At 43.2% G+C, this 25,417-nt stretch carries 19 protein-coding genes; 11 read left to right on the top strand and 8 right to left on the bottom strand.

Features of this window, described 5'->3' with window-relative positions:
• Nucleotides 1-19 precede the first annotated feature (19 nt).
• Complete coding sequence (gene ispH / locus JMX93_RS03410; protein WP_193012527.1) at nucleotides 20-976, bottom strand: 4-hydroxy-3-methylbut-2-enyl diphosphate reductase; 957 nt, start codon at nucleotides 974-976, stop codon at nucleotides 20-22.
• Nucleotides 977-1,457: 481 nt separating this feature from the next.
• Here ispH and gmk point away from each other — a divergent pair, with 481 nt between their 5' ends.
• From gmk to JMX93_RS03370, 8 genes are all read left to right on the top strand, one after another.
• The gene (gmk, locus tag JMX93_RS03405; protein ID WP_193012526.1) at nucleotides 1,458-2,084 is read left to right on the top strand and encodes a guanylate kinase; all 627 of its coding nucleotides are present in this window, start codon (nucleotides 1,458-1,460) and stop codon (nucleotides 2,082-2,084) included.
• A gap of 185 nt (nucleotides 2,085-2,269) precedes the next feature.
• A complete protein-coding gene (gene rpoZ / locus JMX93_RS03400) occupies nucleotides 2,270-2,530 on the top strand; it encodes a DNA-directed RNA polymerase subunit omega (protein WP_057761396.1) in 261 nt (86 codons plus the stop codon).
• A 384-nt stretch (nucleotides 2,531-2,914) separates the two neighbouring features.
• Entirely contained in the window at nucleotides 2,915-5,113 is a 2,199-nt protein-coding gene (locus JMX93_RS03395) for a RelA/SpoT family protein (RefSeq protein WP_499203855.1), read from the top strand.
• A 226-nt stretch (nucleotides 5,114-5,339) separates the two neighbouring features.
• The gene (locus tag JMX93_RS03390) at nucleotides 5,340-5,720 is read left to right on the top strand and encodes a RidA family protein (protein ID WP_193012524.1); all 381 of its coding nucleotides are present in this window, start codon (nucleotides 5,340-5,342) and stop codon (nucleotides 5,718-5,720) included.
• A 232-nt stretch (nucleotides 5,721-5,952) separates the two neighbouring features.
• Entirely contained in the window at nucleotides 5,953-8,238 is a 2,286-nt protein-coding gene (locus JMX93_RS03385; protein WP_499203854.1) for a primosomal protein N', read from the top strand.
• Between the two features lie 239 nt (nucleotides 8,239-8,477).
• Entirely contained in the window at nucleotides 8,478-9,662 is a 1,185-nt protein-coding gene (locus JMX93_RS03380; RefSeq protein WP_499203853.1) for a cation diffusion facilitator family transporter, read from the top strand.
• Nucleotides 9,663-10,294: 632 nt separating this feature from the next.
• The gene (locus tag JMX93_RS03375) at nucleotides 10,295-10,999 is read left to right on the top strand and encodes a hypothetical protein (RefSeq protein WP_499203852.1); all 705 of its coding nucleotides are present in this window, start codon (nucleotides 10,295-10,297) and stop codon (nucleotides 10,997-10,999) included.
• Nucleotides 11,000-11,075: 76 nt separating this feature from the next.
• Complete coding sequence (locus JMX93_RS03370) at nucleotides 11,076-12,962, top strand: monovalent cation:proton antiporter-2 (CPA2) family protein (RefSeq protein WP_193012520.1); 1,887 nt, start codon at nucleotides 11,076-11,078, stop codon at nucleotides 12,960-12,962.
• Between the two features lie 13 nt (nucleotides 12,963-12,975).
• On the opposite strand, the gene JMX93_RS03365 is transcribed toward JMX93_RS03370, so the two are convergent.
• Nucleotides 12,976-13,905, bottom strand: a complete 930-nt coding sequence (locus tag JMX93_RS03365; protein WP_499203851.1) for a DUF2628 domain-containing protein — start codon at nucleotides 13,903-13,905, stop codon at nucleotides 12,976-12,978.
• Between the two features lie 299 nt (nucleotides 13,906-14,204).
• Here JMX93_RS03365 and trmB point away from each other — a divergent pair, with 299 nt between their 5' ends.
• The 3 genes from trmB to JMX93_RS03350 all read left to right on the top strand — a co-directional run bounded on the left by trmB (nucleotide 14,205) and on the right by JMX93_RS03350 (nucleotide 18,293).
• Entirely contained in the window at nucleotides 14,205-15,056 is an 852-nt protein-coding gene (trmB, locus tag JMX93_RS03360; RefSeq protein ID WP_499203850.1) for a tRNA (guanosine(46)-N7)-methyltransferase TrmB, read from the top strand.
• 1,029 nt (nucleotides 15,057-16,085) lie between these two features.
• Nucleotides 16,086-17,144, top strand: coding sequence for a recombinase RecA (gene recA / locus JMX93_RS03355; RefSeq protein ID WP_193012517.1), 1,059 nt, complete (start codon nucleotides 16,086-16,088; stop codon nucleotides 17,142-17,144).
• 57 nt (nucleotides 17,145-17,201) lie between these two features.
• Nucleotides 17,202-18,293, top strand: coding sequence for a regulatory protein RecX (locus JMX93_RS03350; RefSeq protein ID WP_499203849.1), 1,092 nt, complete (start codon nucleotides 17,202-17,204; stop codon nucleotides 18,291-18,293).
• Between the two features lie 64 nt (nucleotides 18,294-18,357).
• Here JMX93_RS03350 and JMX93_RS03345 read toward each other — a convergent pair whose 3' ends face one another.
• The 6 genes from JMX93_RS03345 to ftsH all read right to left on the bottom strand — a co-directional run bounded on the left by JMX93_RS03345 (nucleotide 18,358) and on the right by ftsH (nucleotide 25,066).
• Entirely contained in the window at nucleotides 18,358-19,815 is a 1,458-nt protein-coding gene (locus JMX93_RS03345; RefSeq protein ID WP_201503295.1) for an anion permease, read from the bottom strand.
• A 307-nt stretch (nucleotides 19,816-20,122) separates the two neighbouring features.
• A complete protein-coding gene (locus tag JMX93_RS03340) occupies nucleotides 20,123-20,836 on the bottom strand; it encodes a YidB family protein (protein ID WP_499203848.1) in 714 nt (237 codons plus the stop codon).
• 323 nt (nucleotides 20,837-21,159) lie between these two features.
• Nucleotides 21,160-21,603, bottom strand: a complete 444-nt coding sequence (locus JMX93_RS03335; protein ID WP_499203847.1) for a hypothetical protein — start codon at nucleotides 21,601-21,603, stop codon at nucleotides 21,160-21,162.
• A 92-nt stretch (nucleotides 21,604-21,695) separates the two neighbouring features.
• Nucleotides 21,696-21,977, bottom strand: coding sequence for an FAD assembly factor SdhE (locus tag JMX93_RS03330; protein ID WP_193012512.1), 282 nt, complete (start codon nucleotides 21,975-21,977; stop codon nucleotides 21,696-21,698).
• Between the two features lie 130 nt (nucleotides 21,978-22,107).
• A complete protein-coding gene (gene folP, locus JMX93_RS03325) occupies nucleotides 22,108-23,001 on the bottom strand; it encodes a dihydropteroate synthase (protein ID WP_499203846.1) in 894 nt (297 codons plus the stop codon).
• A gap of 169 nt (nucleotides 23,002-23,170) precedes the next feature.
• Nucleotides 23,171-25,066: an ATP-dependent zinc metalloprotease FtsH gene (gene ftsH, locus JMX93_RS03320; RefSeq protein WP_287045559.1), complete on the bottom strand. Its 1,896-nt coding sequence runs from the start codon at nucleotides 25,064-25,066 to the stop codon at nucleotides 23,171-23,173.
• Nucleotides 25,067-25,417: the final 351 nt, after the last annotated feature.

The raw sequence follows: 25,417 nt of genomic DNA, 5'->3' as shown, positions 1-25,417 counted from the left end.
GCCTTGTACAAAGCCTTATCTATTTACCCACTTGGGTGACTGGAATACGCAAGGCTTTAGGCAGACTGAAGATGACATTTTCTTCAATGCCTGACAGCTCACTCGGTAAATCACCACCCCAATCTTGCAGCTGCTGTAGCACTTCTTGAATCAGTACTTCAGGTGCTGATGCTCCAGCGGTGACGCCGATACTCTGCACACCATCCAACCAACTTTTATCCATCTCACTGGCATTGTCGATTAAATATGCACGGCAATTCATCCGCTCAGCCAGCTCACGCAGACGATTAGAGTTTGATGAATTGGGCGAGCCGACTACCAAGACCACCTCACAGCGGCTGGCTAAGTCTTTCACCGCATCTTGGCGGTTTTGAGTGGCATAACAGATATCGTCTTTACGCGGACCTTGAATACTAGGGAATTTTTCACGCAGCGCATCGATGACGCGCGCTGTGTCATCCATAGATAAGGTGGTTTGGGTAACAAATGCCAAACGTTCAGCATTTTGTACGCTCAATGCTGCAACATCGGCTTCGTTTTCAACCAAATGAATGTGGCCGCCATGGCGACGGTTAAAGCGCCCCATAGTCCCTTCCACTTCAGGATGTCCAGCATGCCCAATCAATATTGCGTCCATACCCTCTTGCGCAAATTTAGCAACTTCGATATGTACTTTAGTGACTAGCGGACAGGTGGCGTCAAATACGGTCAAATCGCGGCGCTCAGCCTCATCTTCGACGGCTTTTGACACACCATGAGCGGAAAAAATAACGATAGAGCCATCTGGCACTTCATGAAGTTCTTCAACAAAGACCGCACCGCGATTGGCCAAATCAGAGACGACAAATTTATTATGTACCACCTCGTGACGGACATAAATGGGCGGCTCAAAACGTGTCAGTGCTTCGTTCACAATCGCAATCGCGCGATCCACACCAGCACAAAATCCACGTGGATTGGCAAGATAAATTTGCATAAGAGGGCCTATCATTAGATAATTTATTATTAAAGCTTAAATACACAACATTAATGTCAAAAGCTTTAATTCAAAAATTGGGATGAATTCATTACGCTACTTTAGCATAATTTGCTTTTATTGCCTTTGAAAATAGCACGGTACTAGAGCCTGTTTTAACTAGAAGCACACACATATTCATACGTTCAAAGTATTTATCCATAGTGGCATCGTTAACTGCACTTAATGCACCAAAAACGTGATTTATGCTAAGTCGTCCTATGCCACCTTTATGCTGCTTCGATCATAACGACTGGCCAATAGCAGCTTTAATTAAAATAAAAGCCAAAAAAGCATTTATAATAGTGCATCAATGACAACTTCTATCGCCATACATGATGGCGATTTTTCTTTTTACCAGTTTTTAGCCGTTTACTAAAACAGCTTTTGCTCTTTTACTCGCACAGATTTTACTAAGACACATTCCATTAGGACAAATTGTATGACAGGTTCATTATTTATTATTACCGCCGCCTCAGGTACGGGCAAAACCTCATTGGTAAAGCAGCTACTTGCCACAACTAATGACTTAACCGTCAGTGTGTCACATACCACACGCGAGCCGCGTCCTGGCGAGATTGATGGTCATCATTATCATTTTACCGACGTCGACAAATTTGTGACTGCCATCGGTGAAAACAAGTTTTTAGAACATGCTGAGGTCTTTGGTAATTACTATGGCACCTCAGAGCAAAGCGTGCGGACGCAGTTAGAAGCAGGGGTCGATGTTATCTTAGAGATTGATTGGCAGGGCGCACTGCAAGTCAAAAAAATCTTTACTGAAGCGATTATGATTTTTATTTTACCGCCAAGCCTTTCAACCTTACGTCAACGCCTATCGACGCGTGGGCAAGATACTATGGAAGTGATAGAACAACGCCTAGCCGGCGCAGTGACTGAAATGGCACAGTATGTCAATTTTGATTATGTCATTATCAACGATAGTTTTGAAGTCGCTTTGACTGAGCTAAAAGCCATTATTGTGGCGGACAGGCAGACACTTAAGCGTCAACAGCAGCGTTATCATCGCACCATCAGCAATTTACTCAGCAATAATGTAGAAGAGTAAACCAAGGGTAGAACGTCGCTATCAGCTCAATCGATAAGCACTTATTAATAGACACGCAAAAAGCAACTACGCGACTGGGCAAAAAATGCTATAATGTCTCGCTATCCCCCTTTATATTTTGATATTATTTTTATTGAGTGGCGGGCAAGCTCCGTGACTAATAAAAACAACCGAGGTAGCTATATATGGCACGAGTGACGATTGAAGATTGTTTGGATAATGTTGATAATCGCTTTGAACTGATTTTAGTGGCAAGCAAACGCGCACGTCAATTGGCCAAAGGTATCGCAGAACCATTGGTTGATGTTGATAATGACAAGCCTACGGTATTGGCATTACGTGAAATTGCCGCTGGTAAAATCACTCGCGATATCCTAAATCAGCCAGAGCACAACTTTGCCACCAGTTCATTAGATTTGGCACTGTCAGGCGATCATAGTTTTTAAGACACTGTATTATTAAGATACAGCATTGAAGGTTTATCGTATGAAAACTATAAAGCTGACAACTGCTTTATAAGATAAATACACACAGTGATGACGTATTGACGAGAGACCACAGCATAGGCTGTGGTTTTTTGGTTGTAATGGCAGTTGGCTGTGATATTGTTTTGGCTGTTTTAGTCACCATTTATACCTAAAAACCTACCATTGAGTTAGAATTTCTAAACTTTTATAGCGCCTGCTCGCTTAGCAGTTGACATTGAATGCGATTTACGATTAATTAGAGGATGGCCTACCTATTTTTTCATAGGTCAGCATTCATTCAGTCACCATTTACCTCGATAGACAGTCAGGCAAATAGGTAATGGAAAATAGGATCGTTACTTTATGAGTCAAACCTTACCCAAACTCAGTCATCATCTAGTCGATGAAGCTCAATATAATTTGCTGCGCTCAGTAGGTTATCTCACTGCTGCTGAACGCCGTGATATTATTGATGCCTGTGAGTTCGGTGATATTGCGCACATCAAAGATAAGCGTAAATCAGGAGAGCCTTATATCACGCACCCGATTGCGGTCGCTGAGATACTGGCAGGTTTTCGTTTGGATCGAGATACGATTATTGCAGCGATTTTGCATGATACGGTCGAAGACACCGAGGTGAGCGATGAGCAGATTGAGCAGCGCTATGGCAAAATAGTGGCGAGACTGGTCGACGGTGTGACTAAGCTAAAGTCGTCCTCACACAATAAACAGCAAAACAAAGCAGCCACCTTTCATAAAATTTTGACAGCCACCCTTGCTGACCCACGCGTATTAATTATCAAGCTTGCTGACCGCTTACATAATATGTCCACACTGGATGCAGTACGCCCCGAAAAACAACGCACCACAGCACAAGAAACATTGGATTTTTATGTACCGTTTGCACGGCTGATGGGTCTTAACGATATTGCCGATTATATCGAAGTGCTCTGTTACCGTAACCTTGATTCTGACATGTACAACAAACTGTCTGATAAGCTGCTACAACACGGGCTTGGGCGTAACTTCCAAAGAGAGGCCATTCATCGCTATTTGAGTATTGTCCTCAATAATTTGGGGTTGAATGGTCTGGTCAAAGTTTTAGACAATCGCGTGGTTATCTACCGTCAGTTTTTCCGCAATCGCGGTGAAATCAATGCCCTACTCCGTCATTATGCCTTCGAGATTGTCCTAGATAATATCGAAGCGTGTGACAAACTGGCTTATTATCTGATTAAAAAATATCAAATCGATGATACTCATATCGCTGATAATATTCGTCGTCCGCTACCGGGCGGCAATCAATCGCTCACGCTTATCTATGAGCGTGATAACGATGTCGTCAAAGTGACTATTTTGACCAAACAGATGCAAAGCGCAGCTCGTCTTGGTGTCATCGGTGCAGAGCATGCCTCAGACGTTAGCCAATCGGTTATCCAAGCCTCATTACGCAATATGAAAGACTTAGTCGATGAAGACAACCTAGATGAAAATAGCCCAGACTTTTCAGCGGCGGTCTCTACGATTAATGAGCTGATGGATTACCTACACTCCAGTAAAATCATCTGTTATAGTCCAAAGGGTCGTGCCTATGAGCTACCGCAAGGCGCAACTGCACTAGACTTTGCTTACGCTGTTGGACCTATGGTCGGCAATGTGGCCGTCGGAGCCAATATCGATGGTAAAAAAGCCAAGCTTGGCACCGTCGTTAAGAATGGTCAGCTGGTTGAGATAGAAGTCAATAGCCACTCAGAACCAAAAGCAGAATGGCTAGGATTTGTCGTGACCAATAAAGCGCGTGAAGAAATTTTGCGCTGGTTTAAAGACTTATCCCCTGCTGATAAGCAACACCATGGTCAGCAGGCCTTAGATCGGGCGCTAAAAACCTATCAAAAAAGTCTCGATGATTTGACTGATAGTGACTGGAAGAACCTCACTGAATGGCGTGGCTTGACCGAAAAATCCGAGCTATTTGAGCAGATAAGCTCTGGCACGTTACTACCACAGCTGGTAGTGACTCGCTTGTTTAGCGATGAAGTCAATGATTTACAAGCACAAGAACACAGCGATGATATGACCCAACCGCAACAGCTGATAGTCAATGCTTCTGGGGTTGAGCTTGATTTTGCCAATTGTTGCCACCCTATTTATGGGGACCCTATCGTCGGTCATTTGTCCCGTCATGGTCTGGTTGTTCATCGACACAAATGCTTCTCACTTGATGATATTCGTAAAGACAATCCTTACCAAGTCATTCAACTGCGCTGGCGCAATGATAATGCGGTAAAGCAAGGTGAAGCTGGCGAGCATGACATAAAAAATACTGGAAAGATTCGCTTTCCGGCTTATTTGAAGCTATCTATTGCCCTCAGCGACGAACAAATTACTGAAGTAATCTATCATTTGCGCCAATTAAATATAGGGGTAGAAAAAGTAGATGTGCGTAGCAGTGATACCATTATTCATATCATCGTTCGTAGCCGCAATCATCTAGCACAAGGCATCCGTGAGCTACGCTCCTTACTGGGTTTCCCAAACATCATCAGGCTATATCAGCTGTAGTGTGCGTAATAGGCTGTAGTGCGCGTAATAAACTGCCACCAACACTCACTCAATAAAACGCTGGATGATGGATTTAGAAAGACCTGAAACAATGATAAACTGTATTTTTTGATTTTTAGCAAATAAACGTAGAGCGTGTCATCATTTGCATGATGAAAACCAAAATGTAAATGATGAATGATACGCCTTTACCTACCAAACCAGAAAAAGACAAAAAGGATATAATATGACTCGTCAAACCATTCAAACTGATAAAGCCCCTGCTGCCGTTGGCACGTATTCGCAAGCCGTCAAAGTCGGTAATACTGTCTATATTTCAGGACAGTTGGGTTTTGATCCTGATACCATGGAGCTAAAAGAAGGCTTTGAAGCACAAGCAAAGCAGGTTTTTGAAAATATCAAAGCCATCTGTGAAGCGGCAGGCGGCAGCTTAAATGACGTGGTTAAATTTAACGTGTCACTAACAGACTTGAATGATTTTGCGGCACTAAACGAAGTGTTCGTTGCCAATCTAAGCGAGCCATATCCTGCCCGTGCAGCCGTCCAAGTAGCTGCCCTACCTAAAGGCGGTGTGGTCGAGATTGAGTCAATTTTATATATTGAGTAACTTAAGCTATATCATCATGTAAATGCTAAGGCTTAATACATCAATGTACTTAATTCTCAAACCGTTACCTCAAAAAAGCCACTGCTAAAAAGTAATGCCAGAGTAAGCCCAAATATCACTATTTGGGCTTACTGCTATTATTCTCATCAAGATTACGATCTAGATATCTACAAGCTGCTTATCTAACGGCTATTTATTTTAAAACTATCTACCTAAAACTGGGGTGCATGCTATGTTGGTACAAGTTGCTCTACCCGTGCCCCTTTATCGGGTATTTGACTATAGCGTACCAGTAGATATAAACGCCTTATCAAGCCCCTCTTTGCCACATATTGGCTGCCGTGTCGAAGTATCCTTTGGTCGTCAAACTTTAATCGGTATCGTCGTCGCTCATATTCCAGAAGCAAATAGCAGCGTGCCACTCAATAAGCTAAAACCTATCAATAAATGCTTAGATGCTGAACCTATTTTAGAGACCAGTATGCTAAAGCTGGCACACTGGCTGGCGCATTATTATCACTACCCTCTTGGTGACGTTTTAGCAGTCATGTTGCCAACTCTCGTTCGTCAAGGTAAGCCACTGGATTTACTGATTACCCATTGGCGAATTTTGCCGCAGGTAAGCGACGATGACTTTCGTGCCAATGCCAAAAAACAAAAACAACAATTTGATATGCTTAAGCTGCATGGCGAGCGCGGCGCGAGTGAAGATGTTTTATTGCTAGAAGGCATGGAGAGGAGTTTTTTAAAAGCGCTGGAAGACAAAGGTTTAATCGAGCGCTATATTCAGCCCAAACAATCACCTGCTCCTGTTAAATTAGCAAAATTGCCCCTTGATCTCAATGACGAGCAACAACTCGCCGTTACCGCTATTATTGCTGCTCATGAAGCCAATCTCTACACGGGGTTTTTATTAAATGGCATCACTGGCAGTGGCAAGACAGAAGTCTACCTACAAGCGATGCAAGCCGTATTGGAAGCTGGCAAGCAGGTGTTGATTTTGGTACCAGAGATTGGATTGACACCGCAAACGCGCGCGCGTTTTGCCAGTCGCTTTGCCGCTCACATTGTCCTGCTACATTCAGGTATGAACAATACTCATCGCTTACAAGGCTGGCAAGATTGCCGTACTGGTCACGCTCAAATCATCATCGGCACGCGCTCAGCGGTGCTATATCCTTTTGCAGATTTGGGCTTAATTGTCGTTGATGAAGCGCATGATGGCTCTTATAAGCAGCAAGATACGTTGCGCTATCATGCTGCCGATGTGGCGCTTTATCGCGGGCTACAAGCCAATATTCCCGTTGTATTGGGTACTGCTACCCCTTCTCTTGAGCATCTAAAACTGGTCGATGATGGTAAGCTGGTGGAGTGCCTACTACAAACTCGTCCAGGTAATGCGAAGCCTGCAACCATGCAGCTGATTGATGCGCGCCTGCAAAGTACTCATCAGCAAACGACGGACGACGGCGCGCGCTATGATACTGGGCTGACCGATGCGCTTATTGGGGCGATACGGCAAACGCTAGAAGCGGGCGATCAAGTATTAATATTTTTAAATCGTCGCGGCTATGCGCCAGTTTTGCTATGCGAAGCTTGCGGTTGGCAGGCAGATTGTCCGCGCTGCGACGCGCATTTAACCGTTCATTATAATAGCCAATCCCAACACAACGCTTATAGTAGCTCCTATTTAAAATGCCACCACTGCGACTGGCAAGCTTATATTCCGACAGTTTGCCCGGACTGTGGCAGTCAAAATTTGGATGCCAAAGGTATGGGAACAACAAGGCTCAGCGAAAACCTGCATGCGATTTTTGCCAATCCACAAACCAGTAAAGTGCTTTATCCCATTATTCAAATCGATCGCGATACGACCAGACGTAAAGACAGCTGGGAGAATATTTATCAACGTATTAATCAAGGCAATCCTGCCATCTTGGTTGGCACACAAATGGTCGCCAAAGGTCATCATTTTCCCAATGTTACGCTCGTCTGCTTGCCCAATGCTGATCGTGGTTTCTTATCCGCTGACTTTCGCTCGCCGGAACATACCGCACAGCTCATGATTCAGGTCGCAGGACGTGCTGGTCGCGGTGATAAATCTGGTCGTGTGCTCATTCAGACGCTGCAACCAGATAATGAGTTACTATTAAAACTGGTAAAAGATGGTTATTTATCCTTTGCTCGCGAGCTATTGCAAGAGCGTAAAATGATGGGTTTACCGCCACACAGTCATGCTGCCCTGATACGCTGTGAAGGCAAAACCCTTACCGCCACGACGCAAGCACTTAAAGATGCGATTGCTATTCTACCAAATGGACATAATCTGGTCGTACTGGGTCCTATCGATGCACCAATGAGCAAAAAGAACAGCCGTTACCACGTACAACTGCTACTTTTAGGCAAAAATCGACAGCAATTACACCATGTATTAAGCCAGTGGTGGCAGCCCGTATTAACTTTGCCCAGTGCCAAGTACCTTAAACTAACTTTGGATATCGACCCTGTCGGTTGGTAACCTCAGCGTCTTGCATTTATACAAATCACAGCCTGCTGTTTTCGATAAATAGTATCTGACCTGCATTATTGTACCTCGTCGTTACAGTTTCTAATATCGGACTATGTTAGATTCATAAATGATCGCTTGATGTATCTTGCAAGAATTTATTATTTACTTTTTATAAAGTCTATTCGCACAAATCCTAAAATTATATTCGTTACTTAATCTAAATCAAAGCAAGCTTGAGTATTGTTGTTATGAATCAAAAAAATTCAAACCCTAAACAAGACAATCATTCTCATCAGAGTGATACTGTTAATGTGTCTAATCATCTGCATAAAAATGATGAAAGCAGCCACATTCATGACCATCAAGCCACTCAAAATCACGGTCATAATAGGCACTTAGAGCAAACAACAGCCCCGCGAGACACTAAAGGTTATCAACGCACCTTACTGTTCAGCTTTATCATTATCACTGGCTATATGTTTATTGAAGCTATCGGTGGCTGGCTGACTGGCAGTTTGGCGCTATTATCTGATGCGGGTCACATGCTCAGTGATGCCGTGGCACTTGGTGCTACTTTGATGGCATTTAAGATTGGTGAAAAAGCAGCTACTCACCAAAAGACGTTTGGCTACAAGCGCTTTGAGATTTTAGTCGCGACAGTCAATGGTGCGACGCTGGTCATTATTGCGCTAATGATTTTTTATGAGGCGATTAAACGTTTCAATTCACCGCCTGAAATTGCTACCCAAGGCATGCTTATCGTGGCCACTATCGGTATGCTAGTCAATATTTTGGTCGCTTGGATGATGCATCGCGGCAGTCGCGATGGAGATACGCATGGTCAAAGTCACAGTGGTAGTCACGAGGATAGTCAAGGGAAAAATGAGGGAAAAGAACCAGTCAACCTTAATATGCAAAGTGCTTACCTGCATGTATTAAGTGACTTAATGGGTTCAGTTGCCGCTATTGTTGCCGCACTTTTGATGATGAGCTTTGGCTGGGTTTGGGCAGATGCAGTGGCCTCAGTGATTGTCGCCATACTGATTTTATTTAGTGGTTACCGCGTTGTGCGTGATTCCGTACATATTTTGATGGAAGGCACGCCAGAAGGCATATCCTTGGTGGATATCGAAGAAAAACTACTTGCCCATCCGCAAGTGCAAAAAGTCCATGATTTGCATATTTGGAGTATTACCAGTGGTCTAAATGCCTTATCTTGTCACGTTGTTGTCGATGGCGAGATGAATATTCATGAATCAAGCATATTGATTGCCAATTTAGAACAAAGCTTGCTCACGCTTGGTATTCATCATGCGACCATACAGGTAGAAAGCGCATCGCACCCTCAGACTGAGGCACATAGCGATGCGCTGGTCTGCGATATCTCAGAACAACAAACAGATAATAACAGTCACATTGGTCACAATCATTAAGCATGAGACATTGAAAATCAGACATTAAACATTGAAAATACTATCCTTCATTTAAATATCCATTTAAACGTCGCCTATGATTGGCGACGTTTTATCAAGTGACGGCAATAATAACGCTGTATGCACTAAATTAGTCAAAGCGCTGTTATTAACCGGATACCTAACCCCAATTCTAAGAACGTCATTCGAATTCAAAAATCTCATGCATCAGTCATGATAGGTGTCAAATAAGCGGGGGCCATATTTTACGCATGCAGCAACCAAAATCCCACTGCTAGCGCCATTCCTGCCACGATCATTCTTAATATTATTTCACCACATACTTTCAATCAGTCACGCCATTTATGACGGGTAGCGACGGACGATTGTTCATCAGAAACACTCCTAAGCAGTGAGTCTCGATAATTCATTCAACGCTGTCTATTGAGAGGTATATCAACCACTCAAAGTAAGTAACTATAGATAAATGAACAGACTGTGTCTTGAATCAATTTATATCACGCTGGCTTTTTTCATTGTAATAGCTTGTTAAAAATGATGGAAAATTCAGCCACGCCGCCATATTTTTAATATAAATTCTGTATACTTAGGACTTAAAGACCCTACTCATAACCAATTGATGACCTTTTGCCATGTCGAGACGCTCAGCTCCTTTCGTTGCTCCAAGCTACATTGATGACCCTATCTCAGCAGAGGGTAAAAAGCATGCCAAATCATTGCTATCAACACTGCAAGAAGACATTGCTAGCTTTCGAAATGAGCAGTTTCCGCCCGATATTTTGCGTCAAATTCGTGATATGCCGATTTATGAAGGCAATCTAGCCGAAGTCCAAGCATACCAGCAGCGTTGGCAGACATTGCTTGAACGCGCCATGGCGTTTTATCCTGCAGCAAACCTGCCGCCCGATCATCTGCCGCTGCCAGCCAGCCTTGAGATACCGCAATTTATCTATCATGTTCAAAGGCTACATCTGACCAAGACCCGAGCAAAAGAATCCAAAAGCTTTGGTTCAGTCGGCGCGCTTACGGATAAGTGTGGCGATTATAGTACTGATGAAATTGCGCGTATGAGCGCAGTATTTGATAATGATGATGAGGCGCGTTTGGTGGCGCATCGTGAATTCATTGATTTGCGCGCTTATGTATTTTGCCGTGATAGCAAGGGCGAGATGCTGGAGCCTGAGCGCGTACGTTTTTATCGGACGGGGCTTATCGTTCATGCTCTGCCCGACTTCAAAATCGTAGACAGTCGCCAGACCCCGCGAAAGCGCCGTAACGATGCTTATAATAACCCACTTGCCGATAATGGTGTGTGGAAGATTTATCGTAAAAAATAACGTATGCTAAGATTTTTTTCTTACTGCCATACCCGTATTGTATTGCTTATTTTATCATGACTGCTAAGGATTCCAGATGTTCGCTGCCGCCACCGGCTCACCAAATTTAATGTTACAAGCTACAATCTTCTTGGGAGCAGCCCTGCTCTTTGTACCCCTTGGTAAACGTTTTGGCATTGCGACGGTCTTAGGTTATCTCATTACAGGATTGATATTGGGGCCCAGTGGACTAGACGTCGCAGGCGACGCTGAGAGCTTGTTACACTTCTCTGAGTTTGGCGTGGTCATGCTGCTATTCATTATCGGGCTTGAGCTGCAACCCTCGCGGCTTTGGGCACTGCGGCGCTCGATATTTGTCCTTGGTGGTTTGCAAGTAGGTCTGACTGGCACACTATTAATGTGGCTGTTACATCAATTTTTTGCTCTACAACTGGATACTGCTTTTATTGTCGGTTTTGGCCTCGCCCTGTCGTCCACAGCTTTTGTACTACAAATCCTAACGGAGAAACAGCAGCTTTCTAGCACCCACGGTCGTGAAGCGTTTACGATTTTATTATTCCAAGATATTGCCGTCATTCCTTTATTAGCCGTCATTCCTTTCTTGTCAGGGGTGCGCGAACAAAGTTATGATTTGATTTATTTTGGTAAAGTTTTCGCGGTTTTTGCTGGACTGATTTTCGCTAGCCGTTATGTCGTTCGTCCCTTCTTTAAGTTTGTAGCATCTAGTGGTGCATCAGAATTGCTGACCGCCGTTGCGCTATTTATCGTCATGGGCGTGTCTATTTTGATGGGGCAAATTGGTCTATCAATGGCATTGGGTGCTTTTTTGACAGGGGTATTACTGGCAGATTCTGAGTATCGCCATGAGTTAGAAGCCAGTATTGAACCGTTTAAAGGATTGCTACTCGGCTTGTTTTTTATGTCAGTCGGTATGCTAACCGATGTCAAACTCATTTTGGCAAAACCTATCTTTATCATCGGCTGTGCAATGGCATTGATGGCCATCAAATTCGGTGTCATTACCGCCATTGCAAAGATATCAGGTAATCGCTGGCCAACCAGTATCAGACTGGGTGTGACGCTCGCTCAAGGCGGTGAATTTGCTTTTGTTTTATTCAGTGTCGCTACTGCTCAAAACGTCTTGCGACCCGAGCTTGCCAATACCCTGAACCTTATCGTCACTATCTCCATGGCGCTCACACCGCTCGCATTTTTATTACTTGAGAAAATCGGTGAGCCTTTATTTGCCAAAAGCAAACCCAGCCGAGAATACGATGCCATTCCCGATCATGAACATCAAGTAATTATTGCTGGCTTTGGGCGCGTCGGTCAGATTATCGGTCGTGTACTACGCATGCACAATATTGAGTTTACTGCCATCGAACGCTCAGCGAATCGCGTCGATTTCGTTCGTAAATTTGGTAACCAAGTCTATTATGGCGATCCAAAAAACCCTGAGATATTACGCGCGGCTGGTATCAAAAAAGCCCGTGTGTTCATTTTGGCCATCGATGATTTAGAGCGCTCTATCACCACGGCTCAATACTTACGTAAAAACTATCCAGACTTGATTGTCTTGGCACGGGCACGTGACCGTCAGCATTATTATCGATTACGTGAGGTCGGTGTGCGTCATATTTGGCGTGAGACCTACCTATCGTCCTTGGATATGTCACGTGAGTCGCTACAACTGCTTGGCATCTCACCAGAAAAAGCGCGCGAGACGGTGCAAACTTTCCGTGACTATGACGATGATTTAATTGAACGTCAGCAAGCGATTTATGATGATGAAGCCAGCATGATTGAATCTGCACAATCAGCCATGGCGGAGCTAGAAAGCTTATTTGATGAAGACATTGATAAAGCCCGTAAAATGGACTTAACGGATTTTTATGACGCACTAAAAAGTAAAGCAACACCTGTTGATAAAAAGGATGACATTACAACTGACTCTAACACTTAAGTATTTATATATGTTAATCAGGCATACAGCTTGCAGGTGCCAGATTTTTATTTAGCGAACTTATACAGTTCCAATTATCGCTGTCTGGCACATGATAAAAAACCAGTGTCTGCTGATTTAGATAGCGGATAGGGAACTGAATATTTTGGATGGTCGCAATCACTGCACAATCCGTTTTTACTACACCAGCGGCTTTGCTATCGATATCAATTCGTATCTGCTGAGTGCCTGTATCAATAGGCAAATTAATTGGACATTGCCCTGTCTGTTGATAAATCAGCGCCACACGATTTTGTGCTGTTTTGGCTGTGTCATACGCATCGAACAGCACTTCATTGGCTTTTGGCTTAGCAATAATTGGCAAAAACTGTACCTTAATTACCATTAAAGCAAAGGCAAAAATACCAAACCCCAATCCTAACCCAAATAAACTGACCCCACCTTCTCGGCGCAGATACGCCTTTTGCGCTGCTTCATCGCGCGGATAATCATTGATAGCATCCGCAATCTCACGCCGCGCCATGCGGTAATAATAAGCATCCGTCCAACGCGCCACCATAAATGACCAAAATAACCAAATGAGCGCGGCAATACCTATGCGTGTCGCCATTTGGTAAGCATCAGGGATAAAAGACATCGCCAAAAATTCAAAAGCAACCAATACCAGTGCCACATTGAGCTGGATAAACGACCAGCCTGCCACGCTATAGACAATCGCATCCATATAGCGTTTACGATAAAGGAGCCAAGGAAAGGTTACGAAAAATGCTGCCCAATGCCATTTTGGCGACAGATAACCTTGCGCATCGAACTGCTCAAAACGTTTCAGATAATAGTGCTGGCTACGATGACCGATGAACCATTTATCGAGTTGTGTACGCTTAGCAGGAGTCAGCTGTTCTTGGTAAAAAGGGGGTGGCGAATCCGTCTCGATAAATAGCATAGTGATGAATCCTATTGACTATGAAGAAAAATTTAAATCTATTACGCAGTTGTATGATAACGCCAAAACTGATGTGCAGAATAGTAAAACGACAGATAAATACCGTTGATTCAATGTAAAAGAGAGTCAAGGCAGCCGAATGCAGATCTATATGTGATACGTCAAACAAGATCAACACTTTCACTTTTTTATGCTGGATGAACGATAATAATATTAAAAAAGCATTGTCCGTTCACAGCTGTATAGATTTAACTTATAATAAGCGTACATCACCCATTTTATGAAGCCTTGTCAATCCTATGAGTCAACATCCTGATATTAATGATAACATCGATAGTACGAGTACTACCGATGAGCAAGAAACCCTCAGCACCAACTCCGAAAGTCTTACTCATACTGACATTGATGCCAGTGCTAGTAATGATATTGAGCCTGAGGAAAGTAAGCATCTACGTATCGTCAACACCTTTATGAAACGACGTACGCACATGAATAAAAATGCCGAACTGGCACTGACTGCGCCAGAATTTGCCGAGTATCTGGTTAATAACAGTTTCGGTGATGGTGATCTTGATGGTATCGACAATCTACGAATGCTATTCGCTGATAGCCCTAACGGTAGTGAAGCACCGCTTACTTTAGAGATTGGTTTTGGACTGGGTGATTCATTCATTGAGATGGCAGCAGCCGAACCTAGCCGCAATTTCGTTGGTGTCGAAGTGCACGAGCCAGGTATCGGTAAATGCGCCTATATGGCAGGTACGCAAGCGCTAACCAATGTCAAAATCATCAACGGTGATGCCATTCAATTGCTCAAGCAACTACCAGAAAACCATATTGATCGCATCCAGCTTTACTTCCCTGATCCATGGCAAAAAAAGCGCCATTACAAACGCCGTTTTGTCAGCCCTGAGCGCATGGCGATTGTGACTCGTAGTCTAAAACAAGGCGGCTGGTTCCACACAGCAACCGACTGGGAGCATTATGCCTTTTGGATGGTTGAAGTTTTAGATGGTTTTACTGGCTTAACCAATCAAGCGGGCGCAGATAACTTTACCAACCGCCCTGACTTTCGTCCAATGACCAAATTTGAGCGCCGAGGCTTAGAGCGTGGACATGGTGTTTGGGATTTAATCTATATTAAAGACTAGATTTGGCTCATTTATCTTTGGTGACTTCTACATAGCGGCTAAATTATTTAGCCGCTTTTTTGTGCTTGCAAATTATCTAATGACAATATTATTTGATTTTTTTCAGCTACAACCCTTAATAGACAAGCTATAACTATTTTTATTAAAAAAAATTTATTTTTTTTAATACGTGAAACATCGCCATTTTCATAGAATCTGCAAATCGATAACGCTGCAGATAAGAGTAAAAAATATATTGCAGCGTCACACTCACAGGTTACCTATCCACTCAAACATTGATAGTATAAGGGATTCATGAGTTCTCCCCATAAGCTGTGGATAACCCTGTGCATAAGTACGCACTTGACAACAATTTCCCTAGATAGCTCAAAGGATGAGGTAAAATCGTTCAATTTTTATACAATTTAAAAATCATTTAAAATCAGTATCTTATGATGTATTTCATAATACTGTAATATATTTTTAATATATTTTTAAATTAAAACAATCCTCACAGATGTTTCACAAACGCTGAATTTAGACACTTTATTTCTTGTGGACAACTTTTAGTACTATTGACAAAGGACAGCATTATCCTATCCAAAATTAGGATGTACTCATCAACTAGATTACACAAGTTATCACATATATACAATGCGACAGTTAGTGTCGTTTAGTATTATCGAACCCTCTATATGATCCTTGGTTTTTGTTATAATCACCTTATCTAATTAACGGTACTTTAGAAAAACAGTTCATGCTCAACGAGCATAATGTAGCGTATAAATTACACCTGTTGCCATTAATTGCGAACTTAATTTCACTTTTATCATTATTCGATTTTACTGTATAGTAGAGTGATATATTCGATATTACTGTCTATATCATCGATACTCTAACCTATTCACTCTAGCTAGATACTGGACAAAAGCTGCCTATTATTTAGATAGCCATCAGCACTATTGAGCCGTTAACCTTCATAGCACGAACATTGTATTTATCATACCAAATTCATAATATTAACCAATGACTAAAGACAAGGAATCCCGTATGGACGACAATAAAGCCAAAGCCCTTAAAGCAGCACTCGGTCAAATCGAAAAGCAGTTTGGTAAGAACACCATCATGCATTTAGGTGACGATTCAGCTATTATGGATGTCGATGTAGTATCAACAGGCTCGCTGGGTTTGGACATTGCACTTGGCATTGGTGGTCTACCAAAAGGCCGTATCGTTGAGATTTATGGTCCAGAGAGCTCAGGTAAAACAACGATGACTCTACAAGCGATTGCAGAGTGTCAAAAACAGGGCGGGACCTGCGCCTTTATCGATGCTGAGCATGCGCTTGACCCTGTCTATGCGCGCAAACTTGGCGTGAATACGGATGACTTATTACTTTCTCAGCCTGATAATGGTGAGCAAGCACTTGAAATCACCGACATGTTGGTACGCTCTGGTGCGATTGATATGATTGTAATTGACTCAGTCGCCGCGCTAACGCCACGTGCAGAGATTGAAGGCGAGATGGGCGACTCTCACATGGGCTTGCAAGCACGTCTGATGAGCCAAGCACTACGCAAAATCACTGGTAATGCCAAACGCTCTAATTGTATGGTAGTGTTTATTAACCAAATCCGTATGAAAATTGGTGTAATGTTTGGTAGTCCTGAGACCACGACTGGTGGTAACGCGCTTAAGTTTTACGCCTCAGTGCGTATGGACATCCGCCGTATCGGTGCGGTCAAAAACGGTGATGAAATCATCGGTAACCAAACCCGTGTCAAAGTCATCAAAAACAAAATGGCACCGCCTTTCCGCCAAGCAGAGTTTGAGATCACTTATGGTGAAGGTACTAACCACTTAGCCGAAGTGATTGACTTGGGTGTTGAGATTGGCGCGGTTGGTAAAGCAGGCTCTTGGTATAGCTATGGCGACGAAAAAATCGGTCAAGGTAAAGCCAACTCTGTGCTGTTCTTAAAAGAAAACCCTGCGATTGCGCAAGAAATCGAAGCTAAAATTCGTGAAGAAAAGCTTGGATCAAAAAAAGAGGCCAAAGCCACAGATGCTGAGAAAGTCAATAAAGAACCAGCTTCTGAAGCTGTACAATAACGGCTTAATTATCAACCGTTATCAATAATCATGACTTGTTATGAAAATTAAATTGTTATGAACATTAAAACCTTAGCTGAAATACTCGCTGAATCGGATGCCGATACAGCGAGTAATACTAATACTAACTCAAAAAAGCCGTCTAAACCGTCTAACCACTCATATAAAGACCAGTCTAAACAATCGGCTAAAACGCTAAAACGCTCAACCTACTCTCGTAAAGATTATTCATTATCTGACGATGCTGGCTTTACAGTAGAATCAACTGACGCTCCCCCTTCTAACAATAAAAACCCAGCTAAACCCCAAAAGCGTAAAAAACGTTTTCACCCAGCGGCTAACTTTAGCCCTGAGCCTAGTGATGTGCCTGCTTATCGACCACCTGAGGCGCAAAGTATCAAAGAGATGCTGGCTGAAGTTAAACAGAATATTGATGGTGAACAAGACGATAGCGCGGCTACTGATAATGAATTTAACAAAGAATCACAGAATATAGCCGATGCCGCCATTACCAACACTTCTACGCATAGCACAGTCAACAGTCAGACGGATAACCTACCCGCTGCTCTTAAAGCCTATTTGCGCACGCCTGAACAACGACAAGCAGAAATAGACGAGGTCAAAGCCGAAAGTCGTTTGCGTTGGTTAGCTTTTTATTATTTATCTCGCCGTGAGTATGGCAAGGCTGAGCTCAAGCAAAAGCTCATTGATAAAGAGCAAGCCCCAGATAAAATTGATGCGCTGCTCGATGAGTTTGAAGAAAAAGGCTACCAAAGTGATTATCGTACGACTCTCATGCTCATTCGTGAAAATATCCGTAAAGGTCGGGGACGTGGGCGTATCAAGCAGGAGTTTTATCGTAAAAAAATAGCCATGCCCAGTAATATCGATGAGTTAATCGATATGGCAAATGCGGAGTCAGAAGAGTTTAGTGAGTTTGTAGATGATAGTGCAGATAATCTAGTAGATGGTGTCGATTGGCTCAAACTGGCGGTCACAGCGCGTACCAAAAAATACGGTGATGACATACCCACTGAACAAAAAGACAAAGCAAAGCAGCTACGGTTTTTGCAATATCGAGGCTTTCAGGGCGATATTTGTTTTACAGCGCTCAATTATACGCTCGAAACGTTAGATGAGCGCTTTTAACCCACACTCACCTTTTCATAAGAATACTCATCTTTACATAAGACAATATGACTGGATCGCTCTATTAATAATAGCCGAGCACTTTCCACCAAATTAAACCAGCACCTATCCAAATGACTAAATTGACCACACTCATTATCGCGCCAATACTCCACCACTCTCTTAACGTCACATAGCCAGAGTTAAAAATTACTGGCGCGGTACCTGTTGCATAATGAGTAAGCGTCATCATGATGTTACTCGCTGCAGCCAAGATAAGCGCATATAACATCGGCGGTGCACCCAAGCTTAAACCTACTGCATAAAATGCAGCAAATAGTGCAGTAATGTGAGCCGTGGTACTAGCAAAGAAGTAATGAATATATAAGTATACTAGGGTCAAAATAGTCACAGCCCCTATCCAGCCAAGCCCAGTCGTGCCAATCATCGATTCAATATTGCCAGAAAACCAGCTTATCAGTCCAAGCTTATTAAGATAAGCTGCCATCATAATAAGAGCGCCGAACCAAATGATGGTATCCCATGCTGACTTCTCTTTTAAAATATCGTCCCAAGTCAATACCCCAGTCAATATTAAGGTCGTCAAACCAATAAATGCCGTGGTGGTAGCATCAACGCTATATTGCTCACCTAACATCAATGCAGGAATATTTGCCCACAATAACAGCATCAGAGCAAATACTCCGAGCATGATTTTTTCTTGGCTGCTTATTTTCCCCATTTCTGCCAAATTGTCCTTGGCAAAACCTTTTGCATCGGGCGTGACTTTAACGTCAGGTGGATAAATTATGTAAATAACCAATGGCATGACGATTAGACAAAGCATTCCGGGTATAAACATCGCCACTGCCCACGTGGTCCATGACAGCTGTATATCACCGCCTGTGGCTTTATTCACCAAATCTACAACCAAAGGATTGGGCGCAGTAGCCGTAATAAACATCCCAGAAGTAATGGGATTGGCATGATAGTTCACCATCGCCAAATAGCGACCAATCTTATTTTGCGTGCCTTCCTCGGGTGTCGAGTGAAAGCTTTGCGCGATAGACCTCATAATAGGATGAATAATACCGCCGCCACGCGCCGTATTAGAGGGCGTAATGGGTGCTATCATCAATTCAGCCGCAGTCAAAGAATAAGCCACGCCGATAGTTTTTTTGCCAAAAATAGAAATAAAATAATAGGCAATACGTCGACCCAAACCCGTTTTTATCAAGCCACGCGATATCATGACTGCAATACCAATTAGCCAAATCAACGGGCTTGAGTAGCTTGATAGTGCGTCGCTAATGGCTTGTGCTGGGCTATCACTAGTCACACCTGTGAGTGCGACTAGGGTGACGGCAATGATAGCAATGGCACCAATGGGCAATACTTTACCGATGATGGCGACAATAGTGGCGATGAACAAAGCCAGCATATGCCATGCTTCAGGCGTGACGCCAGTAGGCACTGGTATCACGAACCAAATGATCAAGCCAACTAAGATGGCGACCGCTGCTTGAATAGGCTTAAATGGCATGATTAAGTATCCTTATAAATGCTTATGCAATCACGCAGTCATGCTATCTAAAAGAACATCAAAGTAGCCACTGCGACAGAAAACTAAATAAATCATATGACTATCTTATAAGATTTATAGAATCATTTTTCTATTATTCACCATTTTTAACATATATATTTAGAACAAAGCGTAAATACCTAGTAAGAAAGTAACAATGGCAGGGTTAAACTAACAACCATAAAAAAGAGCACGTGGGATAACGTACTCTTTTTTATGGCATTAACTTTATGACATTAACGGTTGCGACTTTCTTAAAAAATTAAATTTATTTTAACGCGCCTAGTCGGTTAGATAGCTGGTCGATGATTTGGTCGATCTCTTCATTGGCTTCAGGTTCATTATCCAAGTTGCCATTTGGTGTTAGCTGATTCATGACCTCTGGCAGCAATTCAGCAAGACCTTGACGGACTTCTATGTCATTAGCACCCGTGTGTGCTGCAACTTGCTGAATCTCATTTTCATCGAATAACTGACTGATATCATTTGGATCAAGGTTGTCATTGTCTTGTTGGTTACTCATCCAAGAACGCGCTTGGTTTTCATAACCCATGCTTGTGATTTTTGATAATGCACCACTCAAGCCACCATTGCGTTTGATCCAGCTTAGTACCATTGGTATAAGCGCAGCGATTAGCATGCCCTGACCACCGTATCCGTCTTTATTACGCTGACCACCCAATACGCTGCCCAACACATCGCCCAGACCACCAGCACCCGAATTGATGCCGCCACGTTGATTGCCACCAGTCATACCACCAATGATATCATCTAAGCCAAAACCATTATCAGGCTGACGCTCATACTGTTGTGGATTGTAGCCACCAGTTTGACTACCGCTGCCTAGCACACTACCTAATATATCCCCAAGACCACCTGTACGACGTGGGTCAATGCGTTGGTTCACAGGATTACGCTGTGTATCTTCAGGATCCATCGCACGACGGGCCACCTGACTAACCAAATTCCCTAATAAGCTCATTTTCTATTCCTTTTTGTCATATTATTTATTATCTATAAGCCACTATTCGGCGCTAAAAACTTCGCTGCTAATCTAATATCTTAGCTAGCTAACAGCACCATGCGCTTTATATGATTCATAATTATCTTGCAATATAACAAATCTATTTCGCTATCCAGATAGGTGTTTTGTTAGGACATGTAGGCGTTCGTAAGTTTATGAAAAAGAGCTACCATTGGGCGCTATTAAAAAATGATACCTTTGCCTTAACGCATATTTTCGGCACTTATATTAGATCTGTTGGATATTCGACCGTGGCACTGACAAGGGTTATTTGTCAATATTCAATACACCCTAGTCAAAATATTTAACTCTCGCCATTGCTCAGGGCTCACTTGATCTCGAAAGATGGTCACTGATAAAGAGCGCAGACGAGGCTCTATGACATTGAACTCAAAGCTTATCGCCCATCGATATCTAGAGACAGCGATTAATTGTGCCAGCCAGAGCTCATCACCGCGACCAGTACGCAGCAGTATCTGCCAATGTTGGTCAATACGCTGGCTAAGTGGTGGTTGGCTAAGGTGCAGCAGTATGGGTCGTGATAATGTTAAATAAATAGTCACTGCGGCGGTCACGATTAAAATAAGCACATATTGCCATAACAATAAAGAAGCGAGCCATGCCAACACAACCATGACGGCGGTCAAACCACTATAAAGCAGCAAGCGCAAATAGCTGGCAGGCTGAATAGCCGTATCAATACGTAACGAATTTGCCAAGGTCATATTTTATTACCAAAGAAAACGTCAAACCACTATGTTGCTCAGACCTACCTATACCAACTCTGGACAACCATCCTTTATACCTAAAGCCATAGTCAAGTTAAATTTTTAGTATGACGCCATGTCTTAATTTTATTCACCAACGCCCATATTTCCTCATTTTCTGGACGATTTTGATTGGTAAAATAATCTAACAAATCAGGGTCTTCATGCGTCAGCATTTCTGCAAATGTTTCTTGTTCAGCAGGCTCTGCGGTTAAGTAAAGCTCTTTGACATAAAGGTCAATATAAAAGTCTAACTCTTTTAAGCCACGGCGTGCTTGATAAATAATGCGGCGCTGTTCATTGGTTGGTTCTGGCTGAATCGGGATGGTCATAAAAGCACTCTCATTCATTTAGATAATTTTTGACTTCATACTCAATAATAGTTAAGGAGCAGATTTTAGGTATTGCACATAAATATTTATAACGGTGAAAACCTTATAGAGCGTTTGCACTTATGTAATACTAGTGATGATACGCTGATAACTGGCTCCATAATGCTACTGCTTGCTGCATCATCGCCACATTATGGGTACGAATGATACTCGCGCCTTGCTGCAGCGCGAACAAACCAGCAGCAGTTCCTACGACATCGCGATCCACCGCTTTGGTAGTAGCAACTACTTCAACACCACTCTTGCTCAATACTTCTGCTAAAAAACGCTTACGCGAAATACCAAACATCATTGGCAATCCGAGTGCTTGTAAGCTTCTGAGCTGACTCAATAATACACAGTGATGTTCATAGTCCTTAGCAAAACCAAAGCCTGGATCAATGATTATATTTTCACGTTTAACACCAAGGCTCGTTACTTCTTCAATACGCGTCGTCAACTCTGTCATCACTTCATCAACCACATCATCGTATTGAGCTAGGTTGTTCATCGTGGTTGGCTCACCGCGCATGTGCATCAGCATGATGGGTATATCAAGCTCAGCCGCTAGTGCTGCTGCTCCCTCGCGTTTGAGTGCGCGTACATCATTCCAAATATCGGCACCAACGTCAAAAGCCGCGTTCATCACTTCTGGATTACTGGTATCAATGGATAACCAAATATCCTCCCCGCAATGCTGACGGATGGCTCGAACTACTGGCACAACACGCTGCATCTCTTCAGCAGTGGACACAATATCCGCATTGGGGCGAGTAGACTCACCGCCAATGTCGATAATAGTCGCACCTTCGTTTATCATCTGCTGGCAATGAACAACTGCTTTATCTACCACAGTGAACTGTCCACCGTCTGAAAACGAATCGGGTGTGACATTAAGAATGCCCATGATATGAGGCTGCGATAAATCTAGTGTTTTATCACGACTTGATATCTTATAGCTGGGTAAAGGCTGAAATAAGGACATAACCAAACCATCTCTCATCAAAATATTCTAATTATTGCGCATTGTCTGTTATACACTGTGCTTATGATACCAGTAAACCTTATCCTGTACTAAGCCCTTCATAAAATATGGACAACAAAAAGCCCTTTATTAAAAAGGGCTTTTCTATTGAGTATTAATGAGCTAGCAACTACATCGCTGGTAATGGTGGCGGTGTTGAGCCAGTTGTCTTGATATCATTCTTTGACAAGTTGACTTCGTTATGCTGATAGACTCTTGGTGGACGTGGGTCTTCACCTGCTAGGATGTCTTGCAATTGATCACGGTCAATGGTTTCCCATTTCATGAGAGCATCGACCATCGCATGCATTTTCTCTTGATTGCCTTCAATCAATTCACGCGCGATGTCATACTGCTCTTCTAGCATACGGCGAACTTCTTCGTCGACCTTTTGCTGCGTGGCTTCTGAAATCGTACGGCTACTAGAGCCAAAATAGCCTTGCGAGCTGTCCTCGTCTTCGTAAACCATGATACCAAGGGCATCAGACATACCGTATTTTGTTACCATGGCGCGAGCCATCTTGGTTGCACGTTCAAAGTCGTTAGAAGCACCCGTCGACATTTGATTGATAAAGACCTCTTCAGCGATACGACCACCGAATAAAATAGCAATATCACTCAGCATTTTTGATTTATACATACTGGTTTGGTCATGCTCTGGCAACTGCCAAGTAACCCCAAGCGCAAAACCACGCGGCATAATAGTGACTTTATGCACAGGATCAGTACCTGGTAGTAGCTCAGCCACTAAGGCGTGACCTGCTTCATGATAAGCAGTCGCACGGCGCTCCTCTTCACGGATGACCATTGATTTACGCTCAGGACCCATATATAGCTTGTCTTTTGCATCCTCAAAGTCATTCATATCAACGCTGGTCTTATTACGACGTGCCGCAAACAGTGCCGCTTCGTTGACAAGGTTGGCCAGCTGCGCACCACTAAATCCAGGTGTGCCGCGAGCCAGTGCATTGGCATCAACACCGATAGTATTCGGCAGTTTTCTCAAATGCACTTTTAGAATTTGTTCACGACCTTTAATATCTGGCAAGCCCACTTGTACCTGACGGTCAAAACGACCTGGACGCAGCAGCGCTTTATCAAGCACATCTGCACGGTTAGTCGCGGCAATGACGATTACGCCTTCGTTGCCTTCAAAACCATCCATTTCGACCAATAATTGGTTCAGTGTCTGCTCACGCTCATCATTACCGCCGCCCATACCCGAGCCACGATGACGACCGACCGCATCAATTTCATCAATAAAGATGATGCAAGGCGCGCTCTTTTTCGCTTGTTCGAACATATCGCGTACACGTGAGGCACCGACACCGACAAACATTTCAACAAAATCAGAACCTGAGATTGAGAAGAACGGCACTTTAGCTTCACCTGCAATGGCTCTGGCTAATAAGGTTTTACCCGTACCTGGAGGGCCTACCATTAAGATACCACGTGGAATTGTTGCACCCAGCTTGGTAAATTTATCAGGGTCGCGTAAAAACTCGACCACTTCGACCACTTCTTCTTTGGCCTCTTCACAACCAGCCACATCTTCAAAGTTCACCTTGATTTGGTCTTCAGTCAGCATTTTGGCTTTGGATTTACCAAAGCTCATAGGGCCGCCGCCTTTACCGCCAGCGCCGCCTTGCATGTTACGCATGAAGAATAAAAACAGACCAATAATCAATAGAATGGGGAAACTGGCTATCAGTAATTGCATCAAGACGCTTTGGCGTTTTGGTGCAGTCCCTTGGACTTCGACCTGGTTCTCACGCAGCAATGGCATCAGCTCGTCATCTGACACAGCTGGTCTAATGGTCTCAAAAGATGAACCATTTTTCTTTTCGCCGGTGATTTGCTCGCCATCGATTTCAACGCTGGCTACTTGGTTTTCTGACACAGCGGTCACAAACTCAGAGTAGTTAAGGCTATCCGGCTCGGATGATTGATCAAAGCCGCTAAACACCAGCACCAAAACGCCGATTACCACCAGCCACAATAAGGTATTTTTTACCATGTCGCTCACTAGTTATTCCCATCCCTTACTTATTGGTGTGTTTATTAAACACGTGACGTCTATAAACGTACTGCTCATTTTTTAGTAGATATATTCATAGCCAGAATTTGTGATTCAGACTGACACAACCCAAACGCTGCATTAGAACTGTTTTCACAAGTTATAAATATCAATGACCTATATATCTATCATAGATGAGCACATCAGGCGCTTATTGTCAGACGACTTTGCCTAAAACATATGCTTGAAACAAAGTTAATATACCATGATATGTGGTGCTAACCTGCATAATTCAAGCAGGTTTCGCTATTATTCAGTTAACGATTGTAGCGGGTTCAATGCACTCATAAGACTCTGTTA

This window comes from Psychrobacter muriicola 2pS, from assembly GCF_904846535.1.
GTDB classification, from domain to species: domain Bacteria; phylum Pseudomonadota; class Gammaproteobacteria; order Pseudomonadales; family Moraxellaceae; genus Psychrobacter; species Psychrobacter aquimaris.
The sequence above is the reverse complement of the archived record's forward strand: the minus strand, read 5'-3'. Positions and strand labels throughout refer to the sequence as shown.